We start from the raw sequence: 13,921 nt of genomic DNA on the forward strand, positions 1-13,921 counted from the left end.
CGAACTAGACCGAGACCGCGCGCAACGCCTCGGGCGTCAGATCCTTCAGCGCCGGATACCCGTCCACCGCCATGATCAGATCCGCCTCCGCCAGCAGCGTCCGCAGCACGTGCACGATGCCGCCCGCGCCGCCCAGCGCCAGCCCGTAGGCGTAGGGGCGGCCGATGCCGACCGCGGACGCGCCCAGCGCCAGCGCCTTGATGATGTCCGCGCCCGAGCGCACCCCGGAATCGAACAGCACCGGCAGCCCCTCGGCGGCGGCCACCACCTCGGGCAGCATGTCCAGCGCCGGGAGCCCGCCATTGGCCTGGCGGCCACCGTGATTGGAGCAGTAGATGCCATCCACGCCCAGATCCCGGGCGCGACGCGCGTCCTCGGGGTGGCAGATGCCCTTCACGATCAGCGGCAGCTTGGTCAGCGAGCGCAGCCACGGCAGATCCGCCCAGGTCAGCGGATTGCCGAAGACCTGGATCCAGCGCAGGACGGCCGACTGCGGATCCTGCTCCGGCGATTGCGCCAGGCTCGCCCGGAACACCGGATCGGTGAAATAGTTGGCCAGGCAGTGCCCGCGCAGCTGCGGGAAATTACCGGTGGACAGATCGCGCGGCCGCCAGCCGGTCACCCAGGTGTCGAGGGTGACCACGATGCCCTTGAACCCCGCCTGCTCGGCCCGCTCCACCAGGCTGGCGGCCAGATCCCGGTCGGTGGGCGTGTAGAGCTGGAAAAAGCCGGGGGTGTCACCGAATTCGGCCGCCACGTCCTCCATCGGATCCACGCTCAGCGTGGACGCCACCATGGGGACGCCGGTGCGCGCCGCGGCCCGCGCGGTCGCCAGATCACCGTGCCCGTCCTGCGCGCACAGGCCGATCACACCCACCGGCGCCATGAAAACCGCTGCGGGCCAGGTGCTTCCGAACAGTTCCACCGACAGGTCACGCTGCTTCGCGCCCACGAACATGCGCGGAATCACGCCCCACCGATCGAACGCCGCCACATTGGCCCGCTGGGTGCGCTCGTCGCCCGCGCCGCCCGCCACATACGACCACACCGACGGCGGCAGCGCCGCCTGCGCCCGCTCGGCCAGCTCCGCGAAGCTCACCGGCAGCGCCGGCACCACCCCGCGTAACCCGTTGAAGTAGATCTCGTTCTGAAAATCACCGAATGCCACGACGCACTCTCCAGTTCCGTCTCTGCCGAAAGCGACACTGCGATTGTGCGAGACTTGGCATCGGACACGGGTGAATCGCAGGATACGAGCAGAGGGTGCCGGACCGTGCAGGATGACGTCAGATTGCTGACCGAGGAGGAGCTGGCGCTCATCCACGCCCTGCAGCTGCGGCCCCGCGCCTCCTGGACCGACCTGGGACGGGTGCTCGGCGCGGACCCGGTGACCGTGGCCCGCCGCTGGCAACGGCTCAGTGACCGCGGCGAGGCCTGGATCAGCGTCTCACCCGGCCCGGCGGTGTTCGATCTGCTGTGCGCCGCCTTCGTCGACATCGATTGCGCCGCAGGGCAGACCGACGCGGTGGTCGCCACCCTGGCCGTGCACCCGCACATGCTCACCCTGGAACGCGCGGGCGGCAGTAACCGCATTCTCGCCACCGTCGCCACCGGCGATTTCGGGCAGATGTCGCGCTACACCCTCGACGTGCTGCCGGCCGTCCCGCACATCGCGGCCGTGCGCACCCGCATCGTGACCCACTGGTTCGCCGAGGGCGGCAGCTGGCGCATCGACGCCCTCGCCCCCGGCCAGCGCGACCAGCTGCGCACCCCGCCCGCCCCGGCCGGGGCCGACCGCGGCCGCCGCGTCACCCCGCTGGACCGGGCCCTCATCGGCGCACTGGCCCGCGACGGCCGTGCCGCGCACAGCGTCCTCGCCGCCGGCCTCGGCACCAGCGCCTCCACCGTCAAACGCCGCATCGACGAGCTCACCCGGCTCGGACTGCTCAGCTTCCGTTGCGATTTCGCGCGCCCGCTGGGCGGCTGGCCGGTCGCGGTCACCTTCTGGGCGACCGCGCCCACCGCCGCGCTGCCCGAGATCGGCTACGGGCTCATCCGGCTCCCGCAGACCCGCAACTGCGCCGCCATCAGCGGCACCCACAATCTGGTGCTGCAGGCCGGACTGCACTCGGTCGCCGAGGTCACCCGCTTCGAAAACCAGATCGCCACACTGCATCCCGAGCTCGTCGTGACCGAACGCACCATCACCCTGCGGCACGAGAAACTACTCGGCCGCATCCTCGACCGCCACGGCCGCTCCCGTATTGTGGTGCCGCCCGACATCTGGCGGGAAACTGCACCGGCACAGGGTGATTCGCACTGAGAACCGGCAATCTATCACCGGCGCCCGGCAAGTGGACGCCAGCTGTCGGCTGAGACGTCTCAGAAGTTCGCGTTGAGGTACTCCGCCGCATGGGTCGTCCACAGCATGCCCGTGCCCGGCATATTGTGCCCGGAATACAGCACGTGCTGCCCGTCCGGCCACGGCGTCAGATACCCGATCAGCCCCCGCACCGCCGCCTCGTACCGATCCAGGTTCGCCACCGGATTCTGCATCAGGAACTCCAGCAGCTCGTGGAAGATCACCGGCGTGAGATTTCCGATCCGCGCCCCCTCGACCAGCGAGAACGGCGAAATCGCGGTATCGATGGCCCGGAGCGGCGAATCGGCGGGGGAGGCGGTGATGATGTCGCCGGGATTCGCGTACTCCCGCACATCCATCCCCAGCGGCCACGCCCCCCGCTGCCCGTGCAGCCCGTACGTCGTTGCCGGGCACAGATTCCCGACCGACTGCCCCGCCCGCCGCATCGGATTGGCGATATTCACCACGAACGCGATCTCCAACGGCGACCCGTCGACATTGGTGTAGATACCCGCGCGCACGCCCTGCAGAATCGTGCTCGCCACGATCCCACCCAGCGAATAACTCATCAGCCCACACACATTCGGCGAATCCTGCAACGCCTTGACCCCCGCCGCCACCCCCAGGCGCACCGAGGTATCCAGCGACGGCCCCCACGTATCCGGATCCGGCCCGATCGAAGCCGGCCAATCCGGCTCGAAACACCGGAACTTCCCCGTATCCAGCAGCTTGGCGACATCGTGCAGCATGCCCGCCGGCGTCCCATCGCTGTTCCGCTGCTCCCCGGTACCCCGCAGAGTAATGATGTCGATCATGTCATTCCCCTCGCGCCGAACCCTTCGGCCTCCGAGCCTCCACGCTATGACTGCGCCAGTTCGAGATCGCGAGTACAGGACTACCCGAATCCGCGCGCCCTACACGCCTCGCACCTGCGCGGACTGTCGCGGTCGCTCGCTACCTGGCTGGAGAGATCATCACCAGCGACCGGTCGCGATGGTCCGAGGTCGAGCGGCGGTTGCCGTTCCCGGTGAGCATCGTCGAATTCACCGACGATTGAGCAGCTTCTCCGGCGATCGAGGAGCGGCGCCGGGCTGCTCTTATCCGGGCGAGACCGGTGACAAGACGAAAGGGGCGGACTCTCGTTGCGAGTCCGCCCCTTTCGTTGGCCAGTGCCTGTTCAGCTCGTTAGATCTGCGGCGGCGGATTCGTCGAGGAGCCAGGTGGTGGATTCGGTGCCGATGGCGCCGGCGGCGGGGATGTCTAGGGGGGAGGCGCCGTTGAGGGCGGCGGCAACCGCGGCGGCTTTGGCCTCGCCGGAGACGATGAGCATCACGTGACGGGACTTGCGGATGGCGGGGAGGGTCAGGGTGATGCGGACCGCGGGTGGCTTGGGCGAATTGGTTTCGGCCACAACCAGTTCGTGTTCCTCGCGGGTGGCGGGGGTGTGGGGGAACAGCGAATTGATGTGGCCCTCACCGCCCATGCCCAGCAGGTGCAGGTCGAAGGCGCCGTGTTCGGCCAGGTGGGCGTGGACGGTGGCCGAGTACTCGCCGGCAGCCTCGAGCGGGTCGGGGTAGTCGCCGCTGGAGGTCTCGGTGGGGTGGACGCGGGCCGGGTCGACCGGGACGTGGTCCAGCAGGGCCCGGCGGGCCTGGAGTTCGTTGCGTTCGGCGTCGCCGGTGGGGACGAAACGCTCGTCGCCCCAGAAGACGTCGAGTTTGGACCAGTCGATGTCGCCGGGGGCCTTGCGGACCCATTCCAGCAGGGCGATACCGGTGCCACCACCGGTCAGGACCACCGAGGCGGAGCCGCGCAGACGCTGCGCCTCCACCACCTGGGCGACGAACTTCGCGGCCGCAGCCTGGACGAGTTCGTCGGTGGTGGCGAAGGTTTCGACGGCGGGCTTACTCATAGGTCACCCTTTCGATTCCGGTGAGGGCCTCGGCGTAGATGTCGTCCGCGTCGAGGTGGCGCAGTTCCTCGGCCAGGCAGTCCTTGGTCTCGCGACGGGCCAGCGCGAAACTCTGGTCGGGTTCCCCGGTCCGGGTGAGCGTCGCGGTGCGGCCGTGCTGTGGACGCGCAATGGAGATCGACACCGTGGGCCGGTGCATCTCCACCTTGAGCTCGCCGGTGCGCCGCAATACCGGGCAGTCCAGCCGCGCGGCCAGCCAGCCCGCCAGCATGTCGAGCGCCGGCTCTTCCTGCAGGCCCGAAATCGTCACGGACTCGACGGGTTCGAACGGAGCCTCGTCCAGCGCCGCCGCCAGCAGCGCCCGCCAGTAGGTGACCCGGCTCCAGGCCAGATCGGTGTCGCCGGGCGCGTAGGACTGCCGCCGGCCCTTGATGGTCTCCTGCGGATCCGAGGCGAAGGTCGCGTCGGTGATGCGGCGGGTCGCCAGGCGGCCCACCGAATCCTTGGACGGGAACTCCGGCGCGCCCCGCGGCCACCACGCCACCACGGGGGTGTCGGGCAGCAGGAACGGGATCACCACACTCGACTCGTGCGGCACCAGATCCCCTTGCAGCCGAAGCACTATCACCTCGGCCGCCCCGGCGTCCCCGCCGACGCGGATCTGCGCATCCAGCCGGGTCGGAGCCATGCGGTCACCGCGCGCCAGCACGATCACCCGGCACGGGTGCTCCCGGCTGGCGTCGTTGGCGGCGTCGATGGCGTCCTCGGCCTCGGAGCTGTCCAGCGTGCACACCACCAGGGTGAGTACCCGCCCCATGGTCACCACGCCATTGGATTCCCGCAGCTGCACAAGACGTTTCGACACCTCGCGGGTGTCGGTGTCGGGCATGTCGATGATCACGGCCGCCGCCATTCCCGCCCGCTGCGCGCGAGCATCTCGTCGGCGGATTCCGGGCCCCAGCCGCCCGCCTCGTACGGGTCGGGCTTGCCGGTCTCGGCCCAGTGCACGAGCGCGGGATCGAGGATGCGCCAGGACAATTCGACCTCCTCGTTGACCGGGAACAGCGACGGCACCCCGAGCAGCACGTCCAGGATGAGCCGCTCGTAGGCCTCGGGGGAGTCCTCGGTGAAGGCCTCGCCGTAGCTGAAGTCCATGTTCACGTCGCGCACCTCCATCGACGACCCGGGCACCTTGGACCCGAATCGCATGGTGATGCCCTCATCCGGCTGCACCCGGATGACCAGCGCGTTCTGGCCGAGCTCCTCGGTCATGGTCTGGTCGAACGGCAGGTGCGGTGCCCGCTTGAACACCACCGCGATCTCGGTGACGCGGCGGCCCAGCCGTTTTCCGGTGCGCAGATAGAACGGCACGCCCGCCCACCGGCGGGTCTCCACGGCCAGGGTGATGGCCGCGTAGGTCTCGGTGCGGGAGTTGGGGTCGAAACCCTCCTCCTGCAGCAGGCCCACCACCGGCTCACTGCCCTGCCAGCCCGCGGTGTACTGGCCGCGCGCCGTCGTCTCGTCGAGCGGCTCGACGAGTTTCGTCGCCGAGAGCACCTTGATCTTCTCGATCTGCAGCTGCTTGGGCTGGAAGCTCACGGGCTCTTCCATGGCCGTCAGCGCCAGCAGCTGCAGCAGGTGGTTCTGGATGACGTCGCGGGCCGCGCCGATGCCGTCGTAGTAGCCGGCGCGACCACCCAGGCCGATGTCCTCGGCCATGGTGATCTGCACATGGTCCACGTAGTTGGCGTTCCAGATGGGATCCCACAGCTGGTTGGCGAAGCGCAGCGCCAGAATGTTCTGCACCGTCTCCTTGCCCAGGTAGTGGTCGATGCGGAACACCGACCGCTCCGGGAACACCGTGTTCACCAGGGCATTGAGCTCCTGGGCGCTCTTCAGGTCGTGCCCGAAGGGCTTCTCGATCACCACCCGCCGCCACGGATCGGGCTGTCCCGCAGGCGAATCCGAGGGCTTGGCCAGTCCGTTCTTCGACAGCTGTTCGAGCACGATCGGGAAGTCACTGGGCGGGATCGACAGGTAGAAGGCGGTATTGCCGCCCGTCCCGCGATCCCGGTCCAGATCCTTGAGGGTGGTGGCCAGCTTGTGGAAGGCCGCGTCGTCCTCGAACGTGCCGCGAACGAAACGCAGACCCGCCTTCAGCTGCTGCCACACCTCCTCCCGGAAGGGAGTGCGCGCCGAGGAGGACACCGACTCGTGAACCAGGTTCGCGAAGTCCTCATCGGTCCAGTCCCGGCGCGCGAAGCCGACCAGCGAGAAGCCCGGGGGCAGCAGCCCCCGGTTCGCCAGGTCATAGATGGCCGGCAGCACTTTGCGGCGCGACAGGTCGCCGGTTGCGCCGAATATCACCACGTTGCACGGTCCAGCGATGCGCGGAACCCGGCTGTCGCGTGAATCGCGCAGCGGGTTCGGCGTCGCGACCGTCGTCGCCGCGCCTGCCACCGTCAGTTTCCTCCCGCGACCTGCAGTTTTTCGGTGGTGGCCGCGAGCAGTTCCTGCCAGGAGGCGACGAACTTGTCGACGCCCTCGGTCTCGAGCACACCGAACACGTCGTCCAGGTCGACACCGACCGCGACCAGCTGATCGAAGATCGCCTGCGCCTCGGCCGCCTTGCCGACGGCCGCCTTCGGCACGATCTCGGCGTGGTCGGCGACTGCCTCGAGTGTCTTCTCCGGGAGCGTGTTCACCGTGTCGGGGGCGACCAGGTCGGTGACGTACATGGTGTCCGGGTATTCCGGGTTCTTCACACCGGTCGAGGCCCACAGCGCGCGCTGCTTGTTGCCGCCCGCCGACGCCAGCTTGGCGTAGACGTCGGTGTGCTTGCCGCCGTCGAACACATCCTGGTAGGCCGCATAGGCCAACTGCGCGTTGGCGATTCCGGCCTTGCCGCGCAATGCCAGCGCCTCCGGGGTGCCGATGGCTTCCAGACGCTTGTCGATCTCGGTGTCCACGCGGGAGACGAAGAACGAGGCGACGGACTGGATCTTGGCGATGTCGTGCCCGGCGGTCGCGGCATTGCGCAGACCGTCGAGGTAGGCGCCCATCACCGAGATGTAGCGCTGCACCGAGAAGATCAGCGTCACGTTCACGCTGATGCCCTCGGAGATCACCCGGGTGATGGCCGGGAGACCGGCCTCGGTGGCAGGAATCTTGATGAACAGGTTGGGCCGGTCCACGATCTTCCACAGCTCGATGGCCTGGGCCACCGTGCCGTCGGTGTCGAAGGCCAGGCGCGGGTCGACCTCGATCGAAACCCGGCCGTCGACGCCGTTGCTCGCGGCGAAGACCTCGGCGAACACGTCGCAGGCGGCCCGCACATCATCGGTGGTGATGGTGCGGATGGCCGAATCCACATCGGCCCCGCGGGCGGCGAGCTCGGTGACCTGCTCGTCGTAGGCGTGGCCCTTGGAGAGCGCGCCCTGGAAAATGGTCGGGTTGGTGGTGACACCGACGACATTGCGAGAGTCGATCAGGCCCTGGAGGTTTCCGGACTTGATGCGATCACGCGACAGGTCGTCCAGCCACACCGAAACCCCGGCGGCCGACAGGGCCGCGGTGTTCGCGTTCTGGGTCATGAGGACTATCCCTTCACCTTGGCAAGCGAGCGGGTGGCAGCGGCGGCGACGGCATCGGCGGTGATGCCGAACTCGCGGAACAACGTCTTGTAGTCGGCCGAGGCACCGAAGTGCTCGATGGACACGTTCTCACCGGCGTCACCGGTGAAACGGTGCCACGGCATCGCGATACCGGCCTCCACCGAGACGCGGGCCCGCACCGACGGCGGGAGGACCTCGTCGCGGTAGGACTGCTCCTGCGCGTCGAACCACTCCACACACGGCATGGACACCACGCGGGTGCCGACGCCCTGTGCCTCGAGCGTAGCGCGCGCCTCGACGGCGAGCTGCAGTTCCGAACCGGTGGCGATCAGGATTACCTGCGGTGCGGCGGTGGAGGATTCGGCCAGGATGTAGCCGCCCTTGCGGACGCCCTCGTAGCTGGTGCCCTCCTGGATCGGCAGGTCCTGGCGGGTCAGGGCCAGCGCGGACGGGCCGTCCTGGTGCGGCGGCTCGGAGACCAGGAAGTGCGAATGCCGTTCGGCGCTATCGCGTTCCAGGATGGTGCGCCAGGCGTAGGTGGTCTCGTTGGCGTCGCCGGGGCGGACCACGTTCAGGCCCGGGATGGCGCGCAGCGCGGCGAGGTGCTCGATCGGCTGGTGGGTCGGGCCGTCCTCGCCGAGGCCGATGGAGTCGTGGGTCCACACGTAGGTGACCGGGGTGCGCATGAGCGCGCCCAGGCGCACGGCCGGGCGCATGTAGTCGGAGAACACCAGGAAGGTGCCACCGTACGGACGGGTCGGTCCGTGCAGCGCGATGCCGTTCAGGATCGAGCCCATCGCGTGCTCACGCACACCGAAGTGCAGGGTGCGGCCGTACGGGTTGGCCTTCCACGCACCGGTGGAGATGGACTCCGGGCCGAACGACGGCACACCCGGCATGGTGGTGTTGTTGGACTCGGCCAGGTCGGCCGAACCGCCCCACAGCTCCGGCAGCACCGGCGCCAGCGCGGCGAGCACCTTGCCGGAAGCCTTGCGGGTGGCCATGCCCTTCGGGTCCGCCTCGTAGGTCGGCAGGGTCTCGGCCCAGCCCTCGGGCAGACGGCGCTCCTGCAGGCGGTCGAACAGCGCCTTGTTCTCCGGGTTGGCGGCGGCCCAGGCGTCGTACTGCTCCTGCCAGACGGCACGCACGGCCTTGGCGCGGTCGGCGACATTGCCGCGCGAGTGCGCGATGACCGCGCCGTCCACGTCGAAGCTCTTCTCCGGGTCGAAGCCCAGGATCTTCTTGGTGGCCGCGACCTCCTCGGCGCCCAGCGCGGCGCCGTGCGAGGAGCCGGTGTTCATCTTGTTCGGGGCCGGGTAGCCGATGATGGTGCGCAGCAGAATGATCGACGGCTTGTCGGTCACGGCCTGCGCCGCGGCGATGGCCGCCTCGATGCCGGTCACGTCCTCGCCGCCCTCGACGGTCTGCACGTGCCAGCCGTAGGCGCGGTAGCGCGCGGCGGTGTCCTCGGTGAAGGCGATGCGGGTGTCGTCCTCGATGGAGATCTTGTTGTCGTCGTAGAAGACGATCAGGTTGCCCAGCTGCTGGGTGCCCGCCAGCGAGGACGCCTCGGAGGTGACGCCCTCCTCCATGTCACCGTCGGAGGCCACCACGTAGATGAAGTGGTCGAACGGCGACTTGCCCTGTGCCGCTTCGGGATCGAACAGCCCGCGCTCGCGCCGCGCCGCCATCGCCATGCCGACCGCCGACGCCAGGCCCTGGCCCAGCGGGCCGGTGGTGATCTCGACATGGTCGGTGTGGCGGTACTCCGGGTGACCCGGGGTCAGTGAACCCCACTTGCGCAGGTGCTCGAGGTCGGTCAGCTCGAGACCCATGCCCGCCAGGTACAGCTGGATGTACAGGGTGAGGCTGGAGTGACCGCAGGAGAGCACGAAACGGTCGCGGCCCGCCCAGGCCGGATCACTCGGATCCAGCCGCATCACACGCTGGAACAGCGTGTAGGCCAGCGGGGCCAGGCTCATCGCGGTGCCCGGATGGCCGTTGCCGGTGTTCTGGACCGCATCGGCGGCGAGGACCCGCGCCGTATCGACGGCTCTGGTATCCAGATCGGTCCAGTCGGTGGGGTGGTTCGGCTGAGTGAGCGCGCGGATGTCGTCTGTGACTGACACGACCGAGGTTCTCCTGACCTTCTCGTCAAACGATGCGGTTGTGGGCGGCGGGGGATTCGCTGCGTTCGATCCGGGTGCGACGCGGCCGCACCGATCTACAACCACCCTAAAGGGCGGCGTTTCGTGGTCATACGGGAACCCGCAATCACTGCCCGCCGCGTCTCTGGTTCGTGGCGTTTCCCGGACCTGTTCGTGACTGCCCGGTGTACGCATCGCGAACCGGTCTCGGGCCGCGCCGGGGTGGACCTGGTCGGGAGCATGGTCGCCGTGGGTCTACCATGCTCTGTAGTAGTGGCCGCGCCGCACTGGGCTGTGTCTGGAGATCGGCAGAGCGCGCTGCTAGTTCCAGACCGGATCGGATAATGCACGGCGTGCGAGGAGAAACAGTGGGGATTGGGCAACAGCCGGGTGGCGCTCACGGCTCCTCCGGGGCGGTGCTCGCCGACCGTGTCACGGGCAGCGGCCCGCTGTCGGCGGCGGCCAGGCGGGTGCTCGCCTACATCGCGCTGACCAAGCCCCGGGTCATCGAATTGCTGCTCGTCGCAACGATTCCCACCATGCTGCTGGCCGACCGCGGCCACGTCGACATCCGGCTCATCCTGGTCACCCTGTTCGGCGGCTGGATGGGCGCGGCCAGCGCCAACACCCTCAACTGCGTCGCCGACGCCGACATCGACAAGGTGATGAAGCGGACCTCCAAGCGTCCGCTGGCCCGCGAGGCCGTACCCACCCGCAATGCCTTCGTCTTCGGCGTCACCCTCGGCCTGGCCTCCTTCGCCTGGCTGTGGTGGCAGGCCAATCTGCTCTCGGGCGCGCTGGTCGTGGCGACCATCCTGTTCTACGTCTTCGTCTACACCCTCGGCCTCAAGCGCCGGACCTCGCAGAACGTGGTGTGGGGCGGGGCCGCCGGCTGCATGCCCGCCCTGGTCGGCTGGTCCGCGGTGACCGGAAACATCGGCTGGCCCGCCATCGTGCTGTTCCTGGTGATCTTCTTCTGGACGCCGCCGCACACCTGGGCGCTCGCCATGCGGTACAAGGAGGACTACAAGGCCGCGGGCGTGCCGATGCTCCCGGTCGTCGCCACCGAGCAGACGGTCACCAAGCAGATCGTCATCTACACCTGGCTGACCGTCCTGGCCACCCTCGCCCTGGTCCCCGCCGCCGGTGTGATCTACGCCGCCGTCGCGCTGGTGGCCGGCGCCTGGTTCCTGCTCATGGCCCACCAGCTGTACTCCGGTGTGCGCAAGGGCGAATCGGTCAAGCCCCTGCGACTGTTCCTGCAGTCCAACAACTATCTGGCCGTCGTGTTCTGCGGCCTGGCCGTCGACTCGGTGCTCGGCTGGCACACCATCGGCCACACCCTCTTCGGCTGATCCCGACGCGCGTGTCGATCCGGCTCCCGGCCGTTCGATGACAGGGTAGGGGCGGAACCGCCGCCCACTCACCCGAGAGGACCGCGTCATGCCGAAACTTCGCGTCCACAATTTCGCCGTCTCCCTGGACGGTTTCGCCGCCGGACCCGAGCAGGGCCCCGACGCCCCGCTGGGGATCGGCGGTGAACGCCTGCACGACTGGGTCTTCCGGACCCGATACGGCCGCGAGATGATCGGCGAGAGCGGCGGCGACCTCGGCGCCGACAACGATCTCCTCGCCGCGGGAGACCGCGGTATCGGGGCCACCATCATGGGCCGCAACATGTTCGGCCCGATCCGCGGCGACTGGCCCGACCACTCCTGGACCGGCTGGTGGGGCGACAATCCGCCATATCACCACGACACCTTCGTCATGACCCATCACCCCCGCCCTGCGCTTCCGATGCAGGGCGGCACCACCTTCCACTTCGTCTCCGACACCCCCGAAGCCGTCCTGAAGCAGGCTTGCGAGGCGGCCGGAGGTCAGGATGTCCGCCTGGGCGGCGGCGCGGGCACAATACGCCAGTTCCTGGCGGCGGGCCTGATCGACGAACTGCACGTGGTGCAGGTCCCGATCCTGCTCGGGTCCGGCGAACGGCTGTTCCAGGACCTCGGCACCCTGCCCGGTTACCGCCTGTCGGACCTGATCAGTACCAGGGCCGTCACCCACCTCTGGTTCACCAGGCAATAGGCGCGGGCGCGCAGGGCCTGTTCGCGCACCGGCTCATTCACTCGCGGTGCCGGGGCGGGGGAGCGGACCGCGCAGGATCGCCGCCGCCTCGGTGCCGACGGCTCGTCGCAGTTGCTCGGTCGGCATGTCGTCGAGTCCGGCGGCATTGCGCAGGAACGGTTCGAACAGCTGCCAGCCGAGCATGAACGCGGCCACATTCGCGACGGCCATGGCGGCGTCCCGGTCGTCGGCGTGCTGCGTCCGAGCCTGATCGATCAGGGATTCGATGACAGGGAACCGGCTCTGCATCTGCCCGACCGGGTAGCCGTCGAGGATCGCACGGGCCAGCACACTCCAGTGCCGGCGCAGGCGCGGGTCGTCCGGTGAGAGCGCGCCCGCCGCGGCCAGTGCCGCGGTTTCGGCGGCCAGGTGATCGAGCACGGCCGTCACCACTTTGTCCTTGGCGCCGAGGTGGCGGAAGACCAATCCGTGGTTGACCCCGGCCCGGTCGGCGATATCGCGGATGGAGGTCGCGGCCGGGCCGCGCTCGGCGAACAGGTCGGCGGCGTGGGTGAGCACGGCCGAGACGACGGCGTCGCGCCCGAGCGGTCCGCCTTCGTCCGAGGAAGTCCTTGCGGCGGGTGTAGTCATGCGACTACAGTAGCGCACATCAGGTGTAGTCAATTGACTACAGTCCATTCGATCAGCGAAGGAAGACCGTCATGACTGTGATCGCCGACAAAGACCCCGCCGCCGATTTCGCGCCCCGAACCGTTCAGCTCCCTGGATATCCGGTGTGGTCGGGCCCGTTCACCCACCTCGCCGCCGAACGCGACCGGCTGGCCGGGCTGCGCTGGCAGAGTTTCGACGTCCGCCCGGTGGGTGCCACGCTGGGCGCCGAGATCTCCGGCGTCGATCTGACCCGCGAGCAACCGGACGCGGTGATCGCCGAGGTGCGGCGGGCGCTGCACGAGTACAAGGTGCTGTTCTTCCGTGACCAGCCGCTCACCCCGCAGCAGCACGTGGCCTTCGCGCGCCGCTTCGGCGAGCTCGAGGTCCACCCCTTCATCCCCTCCAACACCAGCTGCCCCGAGCTCGTCCGCTTCGAGAAGAGCGCTCAGGTCAGCGGATTCGAGAATGCCTGGCATCACGACGTCACCTGGCGCGAGCAGCCCTCGATGGGCGCTGTCCTGCACGCGATCTCGGTTCCCGCGATCGGCGGCGACACCCTGTTCGCCGACATGTACGCCGCCTACGACGCACTCGACGCCGAGACCCGCGCACGCATCGAAACCCTCGACGCCGTCCACGATTTCACTCGCGCCTTCGGCCACACGCTCAACGACGAACAGCGGGAGAAGATGCGCGCGGAGCATCCGGCGGTCCGCCACCCCGTGGTCTGCACACACGCGGTCACCGGTCGCAAACACCTCTACGTCAACCGCGTTTTCGCCGACCACATCCACGGCCTCGACCTCGACGAGAGCCGCGCCCTCATCGATCGCCTGTGCCGCACCGCCGACGCCCCCGAACACCAGGTCCGCCTGCACTGGGAGCCCCACACGGTCGCCTTCTGGGACAACCGTGCCGTCCAGCACTACGCCGCCAGCGACTACTGGCCGCAGGTGCGGATCATGGAGCGCGCCTCCATCATCGGCCCACGCCCCAGCCGCTGACCGCCGAGGTCGCCCGCCGGAGGGTGCGACGGGCGACCGTACGGATGGCCTCCCGGACGACTCGCTGAGCATGTAACCGATAGCAGCCCTTCGCTTTTCGCGTCGACCATCCCACCTGGCCCTGGGCACTGGGAGTCGCCCGAAGT

12 protein-coding genes are annotated in these 13,921 nt (G+C 68.9%); 4 read left to right on the plus strand and 8 right to left on the minus strand.

The features are described from left to right. Positions 1–4 precede the first annotated feature (4 nt). Positions 5–1,168: an alpha-hydroxy-acid oxidizing protein gene (locus ACFXN1_RS03060; RefSeq protein ID WP_379436052.1), complete on the minus strand. Its 1,164-nt coding sequence runs from the start codon at positions 1,166–1,168 to the stop codon at positions 5–7. Positions 1,169–1,273: 105 nt separating this feature from the next. Here ACFXN1_RS03060 and ACFXN1_RS03065 point away from each other — a divergent pair, with 105 nt between their 5' ends. After that, a complete protein-coding gene (locus ACFXN1_RS03065; protein ID WP_379436051.1) occupies positions 1,274–2,323 on the plus strand; it encodes an Lrp/AsnC family transcriptional regulator in 1,050 nt (349 codons plus the stop codon). Between the two features lie 59 nt (positions 2,324–2,382). Here ACFXN1_RS03065 and ACFXN1_RS03070 read toward each other — a convergent pair whose 3' ends face one another. From ACFXN1_RS03070 to tkt, 6 genes are all read right to left on the minus strand, one after another. Beyond that, entirely contained in the window at positions 2,383–3,177 is a 795-nt protein-coding gene (locus ACFXN1_RS03070; RefSeq protein WP_379436049.1) for a hypothetical protein, read from the minus strand. 362 nt (positions 3,178–3,539) lie between these two features. Further along, positions 3,540–4,274: a 6-phosphogluconolactonase gene (gene pgl / locus ACFXN1_RS03075; protein ID WP_379436047.1), complete on the minus strand. Its 735-nt coding sequence runs from the start codon at positions 4,272–4,274 to the stop codon at positions 3,540–3,542. Then, the gene (gene opcA, locus ACFXN1_RS03080) at positions 4,267–5,175 is read right to left on the minus strand and encodes a glucose-6-phosphate dehydrogenase assembly protein OpcA (RefSeq protein WP_379401861.1); all 909 of its coding nucleotides are present in this window, start codon (positions 5,173–5,175) and stop codon (positions 4,267–4,269) included. The genes pgl and opcA overlap by 8 nt, the downstream gene beginning before the upstream one ends. Beyond that, positions 5,172–6,734, minus strand: a complete 1,563-nt coding sequence (gene zwf, locus ACFXN1_RS03085; protein ID WP_379436046.1) for a glucose-6-phosphate dehydrogenase — start codon at positions 6,732–6,734, stop codon at positions 5,172–5,174. Before zwf ends, opcA begins: the two co-directional genes overlap by 4 nt. A gap of 2 nt (positions 6,735–6,736) precedes the next feature. Beyond that, positions 6,737–7,867, minus strand: coding sequence for a transaldolase (gene tal, locus ACFXN1_RS03090; RefSeq protein ID WP_379436044.1), 1,131 nt, complete (start codon positions 7,865–7,867; stop codon positions 6,737–6,739). Between the two features lie 5 nt (positions 7,868–7,872). Then, positions 7,873–10,017 carry a transketolase gene (gene tkt / locus ACFXN1_RS03095; RefSeq protein WP_379436043.1) on the minus strand — a complete coding sequence of 715 codons (2,145 nt, stop codon included), beginning with the start codon at positions 10,015–10,017 and terminating at the stop codon, positions 7,873–7,875. Positions 10,018–10,403: 386 nt separating this feature from the next. On the opposite strand from tkt, the gene ACFXN1_RS03100 reads away from it, so the two are divergent. Together ACFXN1_RS03100 and ACFXN1_RS03105 are read left to right on the plus strand one after the other, a co-directional pair. Further along, positions 10,404–11,390, plus strand: a complete 987-nt coding sequence (locus ACFXN1_RS03100; protein ID WP_379463473.1) for a heme o synthase — start codon at positions 10,404–10,406, stop codon at positions 11,388–11,390. Between the two features lie 88 nt (positions 11,391–11,478). Beyond that, a complete protein-coding gene (locus ACFXN1_RS03105; RefSeq protein WP_379401866.1) occupies positions 11,479–12,120 on the plus strand; it encodes a dihydrofolate reductase family protein in 642 nt (213 codons plus the stop codon). Between the two features lie 33 nt (positions 12,121–12,153). Here the strand turns inward: ACFXN1_RS03105 and ACFXN1_RS03110 are convergent, their stop codons facing one another. Next, entirely contained in the window at positions 12,154–12,750 is a 597-nt protein-coding gene (locus ACFXN1_RS03110; RefSeq protein ID WP_379401867.1) for a helix-turn-helix domain-containing protein, read from the minus strand. A gap of 71 nt (positions 12,751–12,821) precedes the next feature. Here ACFXN1_RS03110 and ACFXN1_RS03115 point away from each other — a divergent pair, with 71 nt between their 5' ends. Continuing rightward, a complete protein-coding gene (locus ACFXN1_RS03115; RefSeq protein ID WP_379436041.1) occupies positions 12,822–13,775 on the plus strand; it encodes a TauD/TfdA dioxygenase family protein in 954 nt (317 codons plus the stop codon). Positions 13,776–13,921 lie beyond the last annotated feature (146 nt).

The sequence above is a fragment of the Nocardia sp. NPDC059154 genome, from assembly GCF_042755705.1.
GTDB lineage: Bacteria > Actinomycetota > Actinomycetes > Mycobacteriales > Mycobacteriaceae > Nocardia.